This is a genomic window from Bacillus sp. AFS023182 (assembly GCF_002560575.1).
GTDB lineage: Bacteria > Bacillota > Bacilli > Bacillales > Bacillaceae_G > Bacillus_A > Bacillus_A arachidis.
Genome location: NZ_NTRO01000026.1, coordinates 1 through 17,479, shown reverse-complemented (window position 1 = coordinate 17,479; position 17,479 = coordinate 1). Strand labels below are relative to the sequence as shown.

General features: G+C 33.2%; 21 protein-coding genes and 1 other annotated feature. Of the genes, 7 read left to right on the top strand and 14 right to left on the bottom strand.

What is annotated here, in order from left to right:
• Positions 1 to 8: 8 nt before the first annotated feature.
• The 3 genes from CN288_RS13975 to CN288_RS13965 all read right to left on the bottom strand — a co-directional run bounded on the left by CN288_RS13975 (position 9) and on the right by CN288_RS13965 (position 3,656).
• On the bottom strand, positions 9 to 1,211 hold the full coding sequence (locus CN288_RS13975; RefSeq protein ID WP_098302491.1) for an iron-containing alcohol dehydrogenase: 1,203 nt from the start codon (positions 1,209 to 1,211) through the stop codon (positions 9 to 11).
• 108 nt (positions 1,212 to 1,319) lie between these two features.
• Entirely contained in the window at positions 1,320 to 2,759 is a 1,440-nt protein-coding gene (locus CN288_RS13970; protein ID WP_098302490.1) for a GntP family permease, read from the bottom strand.
• Positions 2,760 to 2,990: 231 nt separating this feature from the next.
• Entirely contained in the window at positions 2,991 to 3,656 is a 666-nt protein-coding gene (locus CN288_RS13965; RefSeq protein ID WP_098302489.1) for an HAD family hydrolase, read from the bottom strand.
• Positions 3,657 to 3,818: 162 nt separating this feature from the next.
• On the opposite strand from CN288_RS13965, the gene CN288_RS13960 reads away from it, so the two are divergent.
• Positions 3,819 to 4,616 (top strand): lipid II flippase Amj family protein, encoded by a 798-nt coding sequence (locus CN288_RS13960; protein WP_026594275.1) that lies wholly within the window; start codon positions 3,819 to 3,821, stop codon positions 4,614 to 4,616.
• Between the two features lie 78 nt (positions 4,617 to 4,694).
• Positions 4,695 to 5,270, top strand: a complete 576-nt coding sequence (locus tag CN288_RS13955) for a nucleotidyltransferase family protein (RefSeq protein ID WP_026594274.1) — start codon at positions 4,695 to 4,697, stop codon at positions 5,268 to 5,270.
• A gap of 50 nt (positions 5,271 to 5,320) precedes the next feature.
• Here the strand turns inward: CN288_RS13955 and CN288_RS13950 are convergent, their stop codons facing one another.
• Positions 5,321 to 6,196 (bottom strand): alpha/beta fold hydrolase, encoded by an 876-nt coding sequence (locus CN288_RS13950; protein WP_176527678.1) that lies wholly within the window; start codon positions 6,194 to 6,196, stop codon positions 5,321 to 5,323.
• 198 nt (positions 6,197 to 6,394) lie between these two features.
• Complete coding sequence (locus CN288_RS13945; RefSeq protein WP_441296559.1) at positions 6,395 to 8,131, bottom strand: response regulator; 1,737 nt, start codon at positions 8,129 to 8,131, stop codon at positions 6,395 to 6,397.
• 211 nt (positions 8,132 to 8,342) lie between these two features.
• On the opposite strand from CN288_RS13945, the gene CN288_RS13940 reads away from it, so the two are divergent.
• The 3 genes from CN288_RS13940 to CN288_RS13930 are packed head-to-tail and all read left to right on the top strand — an operon-like array spanning position 8,343 to position 10,915.
• The gene (locus tag CN288_RS13940) at positions 8,343 to 9,260 is read left to right on the top strand and encodes an ABC transporter ATP-binding protein (RefSeq protein WP_098302487.1); all 918 of its coding nucleotides are present in this window, start codon (positions 8,343 to 8,345) and stop codon (positions 9,258 to 9,260) included.
• Positions 9,253 to 10,185 (top strand): ABC transporter permease, encoded by a 933-nt coding sequence (locus tag CN288_RS13935; RefSeq protein WP_026594270.1) that lies wholly within the window; start codon positions 9,253 to 9,255, stop codon positions 10,183 to 10,185. The genes CN288_RS13940 and CN288_RS13935 overlap by 8 nt, the downstream gene beginning before the upstream one ends.
• A gap of 28 nt (positions 10,186 to 10,213) precedes the next feature.
• A complete protein-coding gene (locus CN288_RS13930; protein ID WP_090689076.1) occupies positions 10,214 to 10,915 on the top strand; it encodes a DUF4097 family beta strand repeat-containing protein in 702 nt (233 codons plus the stop codon).
• Between the two features lie 107 nt (positions 10,916 to 11,022).
• Here the strand turns inward: CN288_RS13930 and CN288_RS13925 are convergent, their stop codons facing one another.
• Complete coding sequence (locus CN288_RS13925) at positions 11,023 to 12,363, bottom strand: sodium-dependent transporter (protein WP_098302486.1); 1,341 nt, start codon at positions 12,361 to 12,363, stop codon at positions 11,023 to 11,025.
• Between the two features lie 117 nt (positions 12,364 to 12,480).
• Positions 12,481 to 12,730 (bottom strand) — a binding site (T-box leader).
• A 302-nt stretch (positions 12,731 to 13,032) separates the two neighbouring features.
• Here CN288_RS13925 and CN288_RS28795 point away from each other — a divergent pair.
• The gene (locus CN288_RS28795; protein WP_176527676.1) at positions 13,033 to 13,170 is read left to right on the top strand and encodes a hypothetical protein; all 138 of its coding nucleotides are present in this window, start codon (positions 13,033 to 13,035) and stop codon (positions 13,168 to 13,170) included.
• Positions 13,171 to 13,285: 115 nt separating this feature from the next.
• Here the strand turns inward: CN288_RS28795 and CN288_RS13920 are convergent, their stop codons facing one another.
• The 6 genes from CN288_RS13920 to CN288_RS13895 form a co-directional block, all read right to left on the bottom strand.
• Positions 13,286 to 13,714 carry an SMI1/KNR4 family protein gene (locus CN288_RS13920; RefSeq protein ID WP_098302485.1) on the bottom strand — a complete coding sequence of 143 codons (429 nt, stop codon included), beginning with the start codon at positions 13,712 to 13,714 and terminating at the stop codon, positions 13,286 to 13,288.
• Between the two features lie 289 nt (positions 13,715 to 14,003).
• Positions 14,004 to 14,315 carry a hypothetical protein gene (locus tag CN288_RS13915; protein ID WP_026593047.1) on the bottom strand — a complete coding sequence of 104 codons (312 nt, stop codon included), beginning with the start codon at positions 14,313 to 14,315 and terminating at the stop codon, positions 14,004 to 14,006.
• A gap of 189 nt (positions 14,316 to 14,504) precedes the next feature.
• A complete protein-coding gene (locus tag CN288_RS13910) occupies positions 14,505 to 14,828 on the bottom strand; it encodes a hypothetical protein (protein WP_098302484.1) in 324 nt (107 codons plus the stop codon).
• A gap of 86 nt (positions 14,829 to 14,914) precedes the next feature.
• Positions 14,915 to 15,289, bottom strand: a complete 375-nt coding sequence (locus tag CN288_RS13905; RefSeq protein ID WP_026593049.1) for a hypothetical protein — start codon at positions 15,287 to 15,289, stop codon at positions 14,915 to 14,917.
• A gap of 109 nt (positions 15,290 to 15,398) precedes the next feature.
• Positions 15,399 to 15,614, bottom strand: coding sequence for a nucleotidyltransferase domain-containing protein (locus CN288_RS13900; RefSeq protein WP_090689061.1), 216 nt, complete (start codon positions 15,612 to 15,614; stop codon positions 15,399 to 15,401).
• Complete coding sequence (locus CN288_RS13895; protein WP_026593051.1) at positions 15,592 to 15,858, bottom strand: hypothetical protein; 267 nt, start codon at positions 15,856 to 15,858, stop codon at positions 15,592 to 15,594. Before CN288_RS13895 ends, CN288_RS13900 begins: the two co-directional genes overlap by 23 nt.
• 193 nt (positions 15,859 to 16,051) lie before the next feature.
• Between CN288_RS13895 and CN288_RS28790 the strand changes: the two genes are divergently transcribed.
• Positions 16,052 to 16,222 (top strand): hypothetical protein, encoded by a 171-nt coding sequence (locus CN288_RS28790; protein ID WP_176527675.1) that lies wholly within the window; start codon positions 16,052 to 16,054, stop codon positions 16,220 to 16,222.
• Positions 16,223 to 16,689: 467 nt separating this feature from the next.
• On the opposite strand, the gene CN288_RS13890 is transcribed toward CN288_RS28790, so the two are convergent.
• Positions 16,690 to 16,881: a DUF2247 family protein gene (locus CN288_RS13890; protein WP_098302483.1), complete on the bottom strand. Its 192-nt coding sequence runs from the start codon at positions 16,879 to 16,881 to the stop codon at positions 16,690 to 16,692.
• A gap of 20 nt (positions 16,882 to 16,901) precedes the next feature.
• Positions 16,902 to 17,177, bottom strand: a complete 276-nt coding sequence (locus CN288_RS13885) for a DUF2247 family protein (protein ID WP_098302482.1) — start codon at positions 17,175 to 17,177, stop codon at positions 16,902 to 16,904.
• Positions 17,178 to 17,479 lie beyond the last annotated feature (302 nt).

Sequence of the window (17,479 nt, the reverse complement as noted above, 5' to 3'; positions counted from 1 at the left end):
AATTTTCACTATACACTCACGGAAGTTTCATATTGATAGTCAAAACATATACGATATAATTTTTTCACCTCATGATAAGAAGGAATGCGTGGATTGTTACTCGGACTTCCACTAGCTAGTGCATCTTTCGCCATTTTTGAAAGAGCATTTTCAAATTCAACCTGATCAATTCCATACTCTTTAAGATTCGGGATACGTAGATCCAAACAAAGTTTCTTTATTTCAAAAATCGCATGATTAGCAACCTCTTCGTCAGGAAGTAAATGTAAATCTGGATTGATGTACCGTCCGATATCTGCAAGTCGCTTGACGCAACAAACCTTTGTGAAATCTAAAACTGCTGGTAATAACATCGCATTTGATATCCCATGGGGTACATGAAATAGTGCTCCGATTGGACGTGACATTCCATGAACTAAAGTGACCGACGCATTTGAAAAGGCAATGCCAGCTTGTAAGGAAGCAATCATCATTGCTTCTCGTGCTTCTATATTTGTCCCATTTTCATAAGCAATCCGCAAATGTTTCATAATCGTTCCAATTGCCGCAAGTGCTAATACATCTGTAAGCGGCTGTGAAAATCTAGAAAGATATGCTTCAATTGCATGACATAGTGCATCAATACCTGTTGCTGCAGTAATATTCTGCGGAACAGAACGTGTCAATAAAGGATCGATAATCGCTATTTGTGGTGTGAAATTTGTGTGCTTAATCATCATTTTGACATCTGTTTTTGTATTTGTAATCACAGCAACACTTGTAACTTCTGAGCCTGTACCAGATGTTGTTGGAATTGCAATAAGAGGTAAGGCTTGCTTTTCTATTTCTACTTGATTTTGAACATAATCTTCAATCTCTCCCCCATTTGCAAACAGAACTGCTACAGCCTTTGCTGCATCAATACAACTTCCTCCACCAAGTCCAATAACCAAATCACATTTTGACTCTGCACATATCGTTAACGCTTCCGAAACATGAATATTTGTTGGTTCGGCATTTACATTTTCATAGGTAATAACATCTATTTTTTTTGCTTTTAGTAGTTTCACGCACGCATCAATATAGCCAAGCTTTTTCATAATAGAATCACTGATAATGAAAGCTCTTTTTCCTAGCTTAATTGCTTGTTCTCCTAATTTATCTAGTGAATTTCTCCCATATAAAACGTTCTTTGGCATACGAAATTCTGCGATTTCTTGCAAGTAACCCACCCCTTCTTTCCCTACTAAATATTTTATAATGTGAACCTTCTACTACATAAATTATCAAATTTAATATTCTACTTCGCTTTATTATTTCCTCCCAGACTAATAATTTTATTAGTAAATTCCTGTAAATGTATAAACAGCAATTACTAAAAATACAGCAATCGTTTTCAATATTGTCACAGCAAATATATCACGATACGATTGTTTATGTGTCAATCCTGTAACAGTAAGGATTGTAATAATTGCCCCATTATGTGGCAGTGTATCCATTCCTCCGGATGCCATAGAGACAATACGATGCATAACTTCAAGCGGAATATGATATTGTTCTGCCGCTGCAATAAATTTATCACCCATAGCACTTAAAACAATTCCCATGCCTCCTGAAGCCGAACCTGTAATACCAGCAAGAATATTTGTTGTTACCGCTCCATTCACGAGTGGATTCGTAAACGTTGCAGAAATGCTATCTCGCATAATCGCAAACCCTGGAAGCGCTGCAATCACACCACCAAAACCAAATTCCGCTCCTGTATTCATTGTTGCCAGCAACGCTCCTCCAATACTTGTATTCAGTCCTGCTTGGAACCCTGTCACCACACGCTTCCAATATAATAATAGCGTTGTTATAATTCCAATGATAAGTGCTAATTCTACCGACCAAATACCAAGTACTGCACTTAGCTCTACCTTACCAAACGCTTTCATTCCAATTGAAGAAAAATCAAAACCATTTGGATACCACTTCGGTATTGTGATTGTAAAAACCTTATTCATAACCCCTACCAAAATAAGTGGTATAAATGCTACGACTTGCTGTAATCTCGAAATTTCAATACTTTGAAGAGCAGTATGATTCTTTTGCTCTAACTCTAGTGATGCAGCCATTTCAGAACCCCCATCTTCAAAACCAAAATAGCCTTCTCCAGCTGCTTTCGCCTTCTTACGTCTACTCTCTAAATAGATCGATCCTAACGTTAAGACAAAAATAGCCCCAATAATACCAAGTATTGGCGCTGCATAAATATCTGTTTTAAAAAATGTTGTCGGGATTACATTTTGAATTTGCGGTGATCCTGGGAGTGCATCCATTGTAAATGTGACAGCTCCAAGAACGATTGTTCCAGGTATTAAGCGCTTCGGAATATTCGCTTGACGAAACAGTTTTGCAGCAAATGGATATACTGCAAATACAACAACATAAACACTGACACCGCTATAAGTTAAAACAGCCCCCATTAAAACGATAGCCAAAATGGTCCGTTTTTCACCCACTATCTCAATAATTGTCTTAGCAATGGAATCTGCAATTCCAGACATTTCTACTACTTTACCAAAAATTGCACCAAGTAAGAAAACTGGAAAATATAATTTAATAAATCCTACCATTTTCTCCATAAAAATATTTGAAAAGAAAGGTAGTACAAAACTAGGTTCCGTTAAGAATACTGCAAATAGAGCAAAAATTGGTGCAAATAAAATAACTGAAAATCCCCTATAGGCAACAAACATAAGTAAACTAAGTGCTAATAAAATAATAACTAGTTCCACTTCTCTCACCTCTATTTAATTGAAAATTCAATCCTTTCACCCTAGATTTTTTCTATGTATTACAAAATATCGTTTTTATAACACTCCAAACCCTAACATTCCTCCCCCTTTTCCAACAAAATTTTTATGATTAAAATAGCATATTTATTACTATTCTATTACATATAAAAAATCCCTTTAAACGAAAACAATTTAACTATCGCTCGTTATAAAGGGATTTTCCTTTTTGTTTTATATTTTAAAACTTTTGTCTTTTGCACAAAAGCTTCGCAACTCTTCGACATGTTTCACAATATGCGTCGCTCCTGCTTCTTGTAATTCTTTTTCACTCCCATATCCATACAATACACCGATAGAATCAATTCCATTACAATTCGCTCCTATCATGTCATGCTTTCTATCCCCAATCATTACTACCTCTTCTCTTTGCAGCTCTGGATTGGTATGCAAAATATATTCAATAATTTCATCTTTCTTGATTCGGGTTCCATCTAAATTACTACCTACTATTTCTTCAAAGAAATGAATCAAATTAAAGTGTTCTAACACTTGTTTTGCAAATACAGTAGGCTTGGAAGTTGCAACAAATAATCGTTTCTCTTCATCTTTTAATTCTTGTAAAATATACGGAATCCTCTCATATACACAATTCTCAAGTAGGCCGCTTCGCTTTAGATATTCACGAAAATAAGTAACAGCTTGCTCTACTTGCTTTTCGTCCATTCTGTATCTACCTGCAAACGAATGCTGAATTGGTGGACCAATGAAAGAATCTAGCTCTTTCTGATTCAGTTCTTCTATTCCCATTTTTCGCAATGCATATAAAACCGAATTTACAATTCCTTCTTTCGGATCTGTTAATGTTCCATCTAAATCAAATAGAAAAGTTGTATACATAATTCTCCACCCCTAATTGACAAATCACCATCCTTTCTATATTATCAAAATATTCATTCGTTTTGAACTTTTATTTTTTCGTGCACGTTATTACTCAACTCAAAGGTAGATATCGTTCTGTTGTATGATGAGCATAATTTCATAGAAACATGGTGACCAAAAATGATGACAACATTAATTTTTATAATGACTTTCACGATTATCATCCATGCAGTCGAAACAAGTTCTTATAGCATTCGGCTTGCAGGTGTTCGTTTAAAGAAAATTGCCGTTGCATTATCTGTAGTTGGAATGGTATTACTTATTTCACGAACATCCAACTTGCTACAAGCTTTTTTACTTGGTGGCATTATCGATCAAGCGAAGAGTGGCGCTTCAATTAATTTAGAAAGTACAATGCGCCTTGTTTTATTATCCGCTTCTATCGGTACACTGCTCGCAATCATTCTATATCCAACTTTAACAAAACTCTTTGGATATGTAATTCAGCGCTTCGAAACAGATGGTTCATTCATTCGAATGATGAAAACAAACAATGTGCAAAAATTGAAGTATACAAAAAAATATGTTAGATTTCCAAAATTCGAAATGATCCACCGTATGCGAGTGGGCGGCATTCCAAAACGAATTATGTTAATTAATATGTTTGCAACCGCAATTTATACTGCGGGGGTCCTTTCCGCCTTATATGCTTCTTATTTAAATCCGGCTTATGCAACGAAAGCAATCACGGCTTCTGGCCTTATTAATGGATTTGCTACAATCTTATTAACTGTGTTGCTAGATCCACGTATTGCCCTTTTAACAGAGCGAGCGCTTCAATCAGAAAATGGTGCTGATACAATGAGTAAGATGTTTGGTTGGCTTATGATTTCAAGATTTCTTGGTACATTATTAGCACAGCTCATATTTGTACCTGGTGCATATTGGATTTTATGGATTATTAAACTTACGCAGTGAATGATGCTTCTCATTATGGCAGCTCGATTAACAGAAGCAATACTTAATGAAGAGTATATTTAATAAGGAGAGAAATGTATGTATATTAAAACAGAGCAGGATATTATTAAACTCATACAAAACGATACTTGGATGATGAAAATATTACAGACCGCAAAAACCCTACAACTTCCTGATTGGTGGGTTTGCGCTGGATTTGTTCGTTCTAAAATTTGGGATGTTCTTCATGGATATGACGTAAGAACGCCAACGCCAGACATAGATATCATCTATTTTGACCCATTACATATTAGTGAATCCACCGAAAAAAAATTAGAAAATAGGCTTAAACATATAGATTCTACAATTCCGTGGTCCGTGAAAAATCAAGCTCGCATGCATGTAGTCAATAACATGCCCCCTTATTTATCTTCAGTCGATGCCATTTCTAAATTCTCAGAAACAGCGACTGCTCTTGGAGTCACATTAGATGAACAAGATAATGTGGTGCTAACTGCCCCTTGCGGAATAGAAGACGTTCTCACACTGCAAGTGAAGCCAACACCTCATTTCCTCGAAACGAAAGAGCTCACAAATATGTATGAAACGAGATTACAAAAAAAGAATTGGCAGAGTAAATGGCCTAACATTACAATCTTCCATCCTGAAATTTAAACATAAAGAAAAAAGGTGCTTCTCATTTTTAGGAAGCACCTTTTCCTAATTCACTTCAAAAAATCAATGACAGTTTCTGCGAATCGATCTGCCGCTTCATAATGCGGTGTATGACCACATTCTTCAAAAACTATGACTTTACCACTTTGTACGTCTCTTTTGAACGTTTTAATTTGTTCTTCACACATTACCACATCGTGTTTTCCTATGATGAGCAACATCGGGTTCTCCACATCTTTTAATTTTGATAATATCGATTGATAAATTTCCCCTTCCCCTTTCAATCTTGTAAAATGAATTTCGGAACGATCATAAAACTCTTCCCATTCTTCTTCACTATATAAGCTATAATCCGTTTCATCCTCGACATAATTATAAATTTCCATTCTTTTATCCCCTAATTCATCGCTTAATTTCGAATAAGCTTCTAGTAATTCTACTGAACTAGCATTACTTTCTGCAATAGCCATACATTCATTCCCTTGCTTTTCTTTTCCATACTTCTTTAGTAAAACTCCTGTCCTTTTCAATAAAGCTCTACTTGTTAATGCAAAATCAAAAGTAGGGCCTTCAAAGATAATCTTTTGAATAGATTGTGGATACATTGTTGCATATAACAACGCTAGAAAACCACCAAAGGAATGCCCAATAACAGACCATCTTTCAATTCGTAACATCTTCCTTAACTCTTCACAATCTTCGATAAGATCCTGCAATCCAAACTGCTCTTGCTTCCCAATTTCATCCGAACGTCCTACCCCACGTTGATCAATGGCAATAAGCCGAAAAGTATCTTGTAATCTATGTGCTTGATGGTAGGTGAAATCAAAACACATCTCACCAGGACCTCCATGAAGATACAATACAGGATGATTTTCTCCTGATCCATACGTCTCCACATATAGCTTTTTCCCACGTACTTTCATCATTTTGCCTTGTAATAATACTTCCTTTTCTTGTTTGATCTCTTTGTCCTCCAATTTTTCATCTTTTGATCTCATATACGATTAGGAGGGCCACGAATTCGTACACGTTATGTATCTGTAATATAACAATACATCTTTCTATCCTCCGTTTAAAAACGCTACATTCAATTTAAATAGTACCAATTGGATTTTACGTTTTTATAAAAAAGCTTCATCCACCGCTTTTTTCACCGCCTCTCCTCTTCCTGAGACTTGAAGTTTCATATAAATAGAAGAAGCATAATTTCTTACAGTACCTTCAGATAAAAACAACTTTGCTGCAATCTCTTTATAACGAAGTCCTTCTTTAAGACATCCTAATACATCCATTTCACGTGGAGTCAATTCATAAGGAGGCTTTTTCGGTATTGGACTATATTCTTTAAAAAAGCGAGTTGCCACATCCTGAGATAGCATTGTCCCACCTGAATGTACTAATCGAATAGCCGCTACTAACTCTTCTGGTTGAACAGATTTAAGTACATACCCCTCTGCTCCCGCTTCAATCGCTTCAGAAACACTAGAAGTATCCTCAAAAGTTGTGATCATAATTATTTTAGTATCTGGCCACCTATGCTTGATTTTCTTCATTGTTGTAATCCCATTCATCTCAGGCATTTGTATATCCATAAGAACAATATTTGGCTGCCTTTCTTCACATTGTTTTAAGGCTTGTACCCCACTATTCGCAACCGATACGCGAAAACTGTATTTATCCAATAAAAGTTCTAAACTATCTGAAATAATAGGTTGATCATCTACTATTAATATATGAATCTTATCTTGGGCAGATGATTCTTCTTTATGTAAGGTCGGAATCAAACAACTCACAATTGTCCCTGTATCCTTAGTCGAATCAATACTCAAATTCCCATGATATTCACTTAGGCGTTCTCTCATTCCCGATAAACCAAAGCCCTCCTGCATAACTTCCATGCCTATACCGTTATCTTGTATTTGAAGCATCACATAATTTTTATGATATTGTAAAAGAACTTGTATCTTTTCAGCTCCCCCATGTCTTGTTGCATTTGTCATTGCCTCTTGTAAACACCGACAGAAAGTTCTCTTTAGTTTTTTAGCCATTGGATAATATTCTCCAACCGTACGGAAAACAACATGAACATTTGTATTACTTTTAAACTCCTCTATTAAGTTCAATAAAGACACATCTAAATTTGATTCTTCTTGTGGATCCATTTCGTGAACCTGTCTTCGAATATTATCTAATACAGATCTTGATATATCTAATATTTCTTGTAATTTTTCCTCCCCCTCCTTGGTTGCTAGATGTGGTCGTAATGTTTCCATACTCAATATAACCGAAGTAAATTTATAGCCTATCGTATCATGTAATTCTCTTGCCATTCTATCCCTTTCCTCAAGCAGAGTTATTCTTTCTACCTGGGAAGAATATTGTTCTAAAATTGCATTCTTATCCTTGATCAAATTTAATTTTTGCTTTATGGCATCCATAGAATAAACAACTCTTTGTAGCAAATGACCTATGCCATATATAAAGAGAACATCAAATATACTTAGAAGCAGCTTATTACGATCAAACCCAAAATTAAAGAAAACCCCCAATACACAGATAATTATCATTGCAGGTAATGTATAAAAATTTAGTTTTCCACGGCAAAAAAATGCAAGCGTTAAAATTGCAGGGGATAAAAATTGAGCCAAATGATACGTATAAGCAAAATAAAGCGAAAGTCCCCCCACTAAGATAATTTCTGTTACTACATATAATTCACTTCGTAATTTATATAACATGACAGGTATGACATAAGACAAAACTGTACTTATAAAAACAATCTCAAGTGGAAAGTTTGGGTTATCTTGATATGTCAAAGTAACAATTGCAACAATCCAAGTAATCCGAACGAGTATCATTACCCATTCCTGCCAAATTAACTTATTTTTTATGTCATTCAACTTTCATATGCCTCCTATCCAAATGAACATTATACCTTTTCCCTATATTTCCTATTTTTTCATTTTCATCATAGCAAGGTTATGACACTTTGTCACTGCCTTATATTACATTCTTTTTGCTATGTTTGTAACCGAAACACATCACTAATATTAAGGGAGTGAACAAAATATGTGTATTTTAAATGTACAAAACTTAACTAAGAAAATTGGAAGGCGGACACTCGTTAATCGAATATCATTTGATGCTCAAAAAGGAGAAATTCTTGGTCTTCTAGGCCCCAATGGTGCTGGAAAAACAACCACAATTAAAATGATTGTTGGCTTAATCTCTAAAACAAGTGGAACAGTCACAATTAATAAAAAAGACACAAGCAAAGACTTCAAAGAAGCTATGAAAGATGTTGGGGTGATTGTTGAGAATCCTGATTTATACAAATTTTTATCTGGCTATGATAACCTCCTTCACTTTTCTAGAATGACACCTAATATTCCAAAAGAACGTTTGGATGTAGTTGTTTCTTTAGTTGGGTTAGAAAAAAGTATTCATAATAAAGTTTCCACTTATTCTTTAGGAATGAAACAGCGGCTTGCTCTTGCAATTGCTTTTGTACACAAACCTGCCCTTCTCATTTTAGATGAACCTACAAATGGACTGGACCCTCAAGGAATTAGAGATTTAAGGTTTCATTTAAAACAACTAGCTACAGAAGAACAGGTAGCAATTGTTGTTTCAAGTCATCTAATGGCCGAAATGGAAATGATGTGTGATCGCATCGCTATTATAGACAAAGGAAATCTAGTTGGTATACATGATATAAAGGATATTACAAAAGAACAGATACAAGCTGTGCGATTTGAAGTAGACCGAACAGATTTAGCAATCCCACTCTTACAAAAATTAGTAATAGGTGAAGAAATCATAACAAGTCACAATGGCATTACAATCAAAATAAGTAAAGAACATATACCTGAAATTTGCGATACATTAGCCAAAAATGGAGTGAATGTTTATGGCATTAAAACCATGAAAACAACTTTAGAAGACAAATTCATTGAAATGACTGGAGATGGCGTGCACAATGATTAATCTAATAAAAAATGAAAACATGAAAATTTTCAAACGAAAAAGAACTTGGATTATGGTAGGTGTTATGGTTGTATTTATTTTCATTCAATTCCTAAACGTAAAGCTTTCCAGTCAAGTTAATTATGGGGATGACTGGAAGACATCTCTTATTGAAGAAAATGCATTGCTTCAAGTTGAAAAAGAATCTCTAAAATTACCTATTGAAAAAATGGAGAATGAAAAAAAACTTCTACTAAATAATTATTACATCGACAGTAATATAAAACCAACAAACAATGCATGGTTCTTCACAATTGGACAAAGTACGAACTTTTTAATAGCTATCTCCATTCTTACACTCATAATAGCTGGTGAAATTGTTGCAAGTGAATTTCAATCCGGTACAATTAAATTTTTATTAACACGAACCGCGACTCGCACACAAATATATTTTTCTAAATATATTTCTACGTTATTATTTGGATTTTTCTTAATCATGATAACGTTTCTTCTTTCCATTCTATTTAGTGGCATTCTTTTAGGCTTTGATGGAATAAATGGTGAATACTTATTTGTCAAAGATCATGTCGTTCAAAAAACAAGCATCCTTCAGGCACTAATTGGCAGCTTATTATTTAAGATTCCTTACTTAATTATTGTTGCAACTTTAGCATTTATGATTTCAGCGGCGTTTAAAAGTTCTACATTCTCTATCGTATTTTCTCTTTTAGTAGCAATTTCGGGTTTTGTCATGAGTATCTCATTAAAAGGTTTCAGTTGGACAAAATATTTCATCTTCTCTCATACGGATTTATCAAGTTTCGTATATGATAATCCTCCTGTAGAAGGTATGACTTTCGTTTTTTCTATACTGTTTATCTTAATTCATATATTCATCATGCATGGCATTGCATACCCTATATTCGTAAAAAAAGATGTCGCTTAAACTTTTTTTGAAGACTGGAGGAAATACATTGAAAAAAGGATTGATTTATTTCTGTATGTTAATAACTTTAATTCTTACTGGTTGTTCAAGTTCCGAAACTGAAACAAAGGAACAACAACTTGAGCTACCTGCTACTGATGTTAAAACGTTAAAACTAGATAACCGAAATGGTAATATTGATATTTCCACAAATCCTAAATCAGACAAAATAGAAGCTTCTATAACTGCAAAAGCTAGAGGTATTAGCATGGATAAATTAAAGCTAGATCTTTCAGCCAAAAATGGAATTGCAACTTTAAACACTTCTTTTGATGGACAATTTTTTAGCAATAGTGAAACTTGGGTTGATGTCAAACTATCATTACCTAAGAACATAAAAGTAGAATTTAACGAAAATCATAGAGACGGCGATATCAAAGTCTCTAACCTCGAATCAGATATTAATATACTTAATGTCAACGGTAATATTAACATTTCCAACGTTAATGGAACTGTAAGTGTAACAAATAGAGATGGAGATGTAGATATTGCGCATACAAAGTCTGACATTAATCTTGATAATAATAACGGCAAAGTTGTTATTACGGATATAAAAGGATCTATAAGAGCGAAAATTGGAGATGGTTCAGCTGATATCAATAATATTGAAAAGCATGTTACCATCTTAGGTGCAAAAAGCGATAAAATAAAAGTAAATCATGTTAAAGGGAAAATAACTTTTAATAAATAAAATTGATTTACTTATACAGGCTAAAAACCAACCGCATTCTTTAATAATTCGGTTGGTTTTTTTCCTTAAATACACCAAATATTTTCTTAATATTCAATTATTTTTATTTAAATAATCCCAATCACATTCAAAAAGACAATGACAATCGCAATTGGCGCAACATATCGAAGTAAAAACACCCAGCAAATAAATACTGATTTCCTGTAATTCCCGCCAATAAAAAATTCTGCTTCCAGTACCTTTTTCTCCATTTTAAATGAGACGAAAATACTAATGAATAAAGCTCCAAGTGGCATTAATATATTACTAGATAAAAAGTCTACCGCGTCAAAAATATTTTTGCCGAAGATTGTTATATCATTCCATACACCAAATGAAAGTGCAGATGGGATACCTATTAAGAAAATTAAAAATCCAATGATCCATGACAATTTCTTTCTTCTTTCTTGCTGTCCATTCGCTAGTGCTGAAACGACTGTTTCAAGTAGAGAAAATGCAGATGTTAGCGTTGCAAATGTAAATAGCGCAAGAAATACTGTTAAAAAGACATTTCCAAATGGAATTTGACTAAATACAGATGGTAATACAATAAATAACAATCCTGGTCCTTCTGTTGGCTCCATTCCTAGTGAAAATACTGCTGGAAAAATAGCAAGCCCTGCAAATAGAGAAACAAACAGGTTCAGTCCAACAATCGTTACCGCTGAACGTGGTAAACTTTCTTTTTTATTTAAGTAAGAACTATACGTGACCATGATTGAAATTCCTATACTAATTGCAAAAAATGATTGTCCCATTGCAAATAAAATACTTTCTGATGTGATTTTTGAGAAATCAGGCTGTAAGAAGAATTTGACCCCTTTCATCGCATCATCAAGTGTTAAAGAGCGAACAATAAGAGCTACAAACAGAACGAACAATGCTGGTAACATATATTTACTCGCTTTTTCAATTCCATTTTGTACACCTTTTGATACAACCCAAATCGTAATAAACATAAAGGCAAAATGTCCAGTGATTGCCCAAACAGGATCCCCAATTGTTTCTGTAAATAAAGAACTATAATTTTGCTGCGGTGTAATCAATTGTCCAGTTATTCCTCTGAATAAATAGATTAATACCCAGCCACCAACAACACTATAAAACGATAACAAAATAAAACATGTTCCAACGCCAAGGCGTCCAATCCAGTGCCAACCTGTATTGGGTGCGATACTTTTAAATGCTCCAACTGCTTGTTTTTGTGTACTGCGCCCTATCATAAATTCAGCTATCAATAACGGAAGACCTATTAATACCGTAAACAATATAAAGATCAAAAAGAATGCTCCTCCACCGCTCTTCCCAGCAATATAAGGAAATTTCCATATTGCTCCAAGTCCAATTGCAGATCCTGCTGCGGCCATTATAAAACCTAATTTCGAAGTCCATTGCTCCGTCTGTTTCATCTTATTTTCCTCCTAATTAAATCCTTTTATATTAATAAATAAATATAATTGACCAATCCAAATAAAACCTCCATTTCTTCCTATATATAATAAAAAATGGCCCAGCATCTCTTTATATAAAGAGACGCCAAGCCATTTACTTAACGCGGTACCACTCTCATTGATTCCATTATGAATCCACCTTAGCAGTAATCGTTTGATTACAAACCTGTTATCGAAGGTTAACCGTTAAGATTTACTAAGAATTAGACTTCTGTTCCACCTTACTGCTCCTAGGCGAGTTCAGGATGTTATTTGACTATGTCACACCAACCCATAGCTCTCTGTACAAACACATGACCTTACTACTCCTATTCAACGCAATCTAATATTCTGAATATAATTTCTTTTGAAATTACTACGAATTATATCGGTTATATTTACGACTGTCAAGCAAGATAATTATTTTTTTGTCGAAAAAGAGATTTTTTTATAGGTAAACTGCACGTAAAGCTCTATCTACTTCCCAAATCTTATGTTTGGGCAAATCAACAAATATTTACAAGTATTAGTTATATGGATGCACTTAACATTGTTTAAAACTATCTAAGTTAACCTTTTGGGATAGTTTTTGGTCCTGTTTTATTATTTACCATTGTTATTTTAGATCTGTATATGATGGTGTCAGGTATGAAACACCTATTAGAAAAAGACAGTAATTATTCTACAAACCCACTGCTCTTAAGTGTTTTATCAAAAGAAAAAAATCGAGAAGAAAAGGGAAATCCGCACCGTTTCAAACAAATATTCACCGCGAAAGAATCATAACTATTCTAGCAAAAAGAACCTTCGATATTACCACGAAGGTTCTTTTTTAGAAGATACATGTATATTCTAAATTCATATGTATTCCCTTTACTTTTTCTATGACTTTATTAGATTTTTAATCATCATGTAATCCATCTAATAGCTCTGAAAATGTATGACAAATAAGCTCTATAGCTGCTTCTCCTTCTTCCTCATGATCCCAAAATACAATTGTTGGTGATAATTTATCCGCACGATAGTCAAAACATATTAGATTTCCAAAAGGATCTTTCGCAAAAGGAATAATCCCCTCTATCTCAGGCTGTATAGGATCGTAAAACATCCCTATATTCATTTCTTCACTTGTAAAACTTAATAAATCATTTATTACACCTTCTCCCCCAGTTACAAATTCAAAAGTATTTGGCTCTGGATATCCGCCATTATATTTTTTAACACATTCTTTATAATCGCTTGGAAAGTTTACTCCAAACGATTTCTCTATTTTATTTATTATTTGTTCATCTACTATTTCTTCTGAAAATAACCACTTGATTTCTCTCATGATATGCCCCATTTCCTTTCTTTAATTGATGATCTTTCATTGTTTTCCTAATTTAATCAAATATAGCTTAATTAACTATGAATAAATATTGAGTCTTGAAAACATTCATGTTACATGCATTTAGCTTTTAATCTTTTAATTTGTTCTAATGCTGCACTATAGTAATCTTTAATTAACAAAATATGATTCATTCTAACGAAAAACATTTATTTAATTGGGATTCCATAAACTCTCTTATACTTTCTACCATACTCACCATCAAAGGGCACATTAAATGTTTCGAAATAAACTATTCTTTTACTAAATAGCTTTCAGCTATATCAATATCATGAGTCAAATCTAATTCCGGAAACGTTTTATCTAGAGTCCTCAAACAAGTAATAAATTGAGGACTCTGTAAAATTTCAGATATATCCTCAAATACTTCGCTAATCCAATACAAGTCCTCTTTATCACACTGTTTTAAATATTGAATAGTTTCACTTTCATTTTCAGACAAAGTATCAGTTATTTTTTTCCAGCATTCTTGAATTCCATAATCATCATTTAATGCCTTGATTTTTCTTTCTTTCAATATTGACTTCATTTTATCTTTAAGCATTTTTTCCTCCTATGGTTGTTTAGTTGCATCAGGAAATCATCCATTTTTCGAATCAAATTTTAACTTTGATTCATAGTTACTCTTTGGAGTTTCACGAAACTCTCTAAACCCTTTCCCTCCACAACTATATCTATATACCTGCTGCAGAGAAAGACTGCTTTCTAATACTATTCAAACTACATTATCGAACTATCTATCTTGAAGTGTTTTTTCTTCATCAACTAATCTTCTAATATTATTTATACACTCCATTAAATTTATTTTTAATGAATTTAAATCGCTACATATCCTTTTTTCAACAGGGTCATCCCAATCGGAATTTTGTGTAACATATAATAAAAATGTTTTCAAACCTCCGTGCCAACCTATGTCAATTGCATAATTAAATGGATACTTCACTAAAAGCATATCATCTGTCAATAAATCACTTTCTTCATCAAATCCTTCTAAAATCCTTCGGTCAAAACCATCATAAGCTACTTCACCTGGTCGAAAATCAATACTTTCAAACATAGTATTCAACTCCCACTTAGTTAATTTTCCATCTACATTTCTATCCCCTCAGAATCTAGCAAAATAAGCAATTACAATTATAAATTTTAATATTTTATTCCTTGATTATATCCACCTTTATATGGTAGTTCATTTTCAAAATCACATGAGGCAACTACTTGATAACCCTCTTTCCACAAAAACACAAGTAATTTTCTGATTTCTTTTTTATAATCGCTGCTTTTATTACAATCAGATGTATCAATATCTAAAAAATATGGAAAGTAAAGAAAGCCATCTGGAAATTCTTTCGATTTTTCTTCATCAAATTCTTTATTTTTTATAACATCAACACTGAAATAATCACCTTCTATAGAAAAAAATTTATCATGTTCCAAATGTAAACAAAAAGAAATTTTTTCAGTTAACTCTTTAATTGATTGAATAGTATTTATAAAAACTTTACAATATAAATCTTCCAACCTATATTCCTCCTTATTTAATAGGTATATATGGTGGGTTATCAAATTTTCCACGCTCTAAAATTATAGATACATCAGCTTCTATCCCTAATAGATTTTCTATTTCTTTTCAGAGTCCTCTCAATTTAGCTTCACCCGCTTGAATTTTTCCACTCTCTAAAGCATGAAGCATAGTTCTTTCTTTTACAGAACCTGGATTTGGAGTTCCAAAATATTTTTTTACAAGTCCTTCAAATTGCTCTTTACTTACACGGACACCTATATCAATATCTGATGTTAATTTTGCAGTTCCTCCTGCTCTACTACCTTGTACAAAAAATGTCATCACTTATGTTTCCTGATTCCCTCTTTAATAAGTTACTCATATTGGAAAACTGATCTTCTGTTAATCCCTGAGGAATTTTTAAACCGTTAGCTCCATTACCAACATCCTTCTCACCAGTATCTTTCACATTCTGATACGCATCTTTCAGCAGGTTCTTTCCTCCACTAGGAATCTTGCCTGCACCTTGTGTCTCAAAAGCAAGGCCTCCACCAAATTCCGGCACATACTCTCCCAATTTTTTCATAGCATAACGAAATTCCTTACCAACTTCTATAAAATCATTTTTAACCTTTGTCTTCCCTTTATTTCATAGATCCCCTATTTTATTACTTAACCCTTTTGTCTTTGATACCAAGAAAGATACGCCTTCATGTAGCTTTCTTGATACTTTCTTCGCTCCATCAAGAAGAACTTTTCCGCCTTTTTCTATTGCTCGTATGACAATTTTTCCGCCATACTTAATTGCTTTTCCAGCAAGGTTCGCGGCTTTTTCAATTGATACAAAGTTTAAAAGCGTCCAGCCTGCCGCAATGAGTCTTTCTTTTGTGGATAATTCTTTTTCAGTGACGGAGGCTTTAACGTTTACATGGGAAAATACAGTTACTTGATTAAAAATTTAAACAATGCGTCGTAATTTCCCTTTCCATATTTTTCCTTTTAATTATATCTATTTTTTCATTTAAATCAAAAAAGATATACACAGCATACTCTCTAATATTTACCTAATATATCAAAATGATAATTATAACCCATTCACATTACGGACAAATATTATTCAATAAAATAACAGATAGACGTACCCAAATAGACTGTGTTGATATAAAATTGATGATACAAAAAAACTGGAAGATTTATTATATCTTCCAGTTCAACTTGTTTAGATAAGTTCTCCGACATATAACACGATAAAATAAGTCAACAGTCTCTTCATTTTTCTAACATCACTGTTAATTTATTTTATTTGGTATGATTTTTTGTCAGTGCACAAGGAACTCACAAAAGGTCAATGACTTTGTATATCTCTGAACTGCTTCTAACTTAACATGTACCTTCAGAATCTAACCAAATAGTTAAATTAATTTTTGAGATAAATCCTTTCTTCTTCAAGAAAAGTATTAAAGTTTTCTAATAAACTCTCTTGAGTAGAAAATAATTTTTGAGGCATATAATTTATGAGAGATACCATATCTTCTGGATACCCAAAAGAATCATAAAAACTAGCTATTTTATTTAATAGCTCACGTTTGTCATTTGTATTACCTCTCACTTTAGATAAATAGACATACCTTAATTTTCTATATTCTCTTTGCCACTCTGGATTATCTTTTTCAAAATCAGGAAAAAAAACTGTTTTTTTATCTCTGACATTAAATTAAATATGTTGTCTTCAGATACATCCCAAGCTAAATTATTAATTAGGGGGCTTTCTTCTCCTTTTTCCAATAATTCAATTGCGTAATCAGTCAAAACTGAGATATTAAAAAATCGCTCTTCTATACCTATGTATATTGTTTTCCAATTATAGTTAATATCCTCTTTTTTTAAATCTTTTAAATTCAGCATTATTTTCCACCTTATTTTTTTGGAATTTGATTTGGTGTCCCATTAAAAAAATCATTATAATCTTCAATTGTTAATTCATTAAGTTCTTCACAACCAAATCCTCCCATACTTTTCACCTACTTTGTGCATATACTTAATTTAATATTAGGAGATTTTCTCGAAATTCCAAAATAACATTGTTACAGAAGTTACAATCTATAAAATTTTAACCCTTCGTGCACTTATACTATTATAACGTGCCTACTCATATCTACCCTAATACGTAAAAAAGCACTTGTTGCCTTTGTAAAGTGAACCCCATT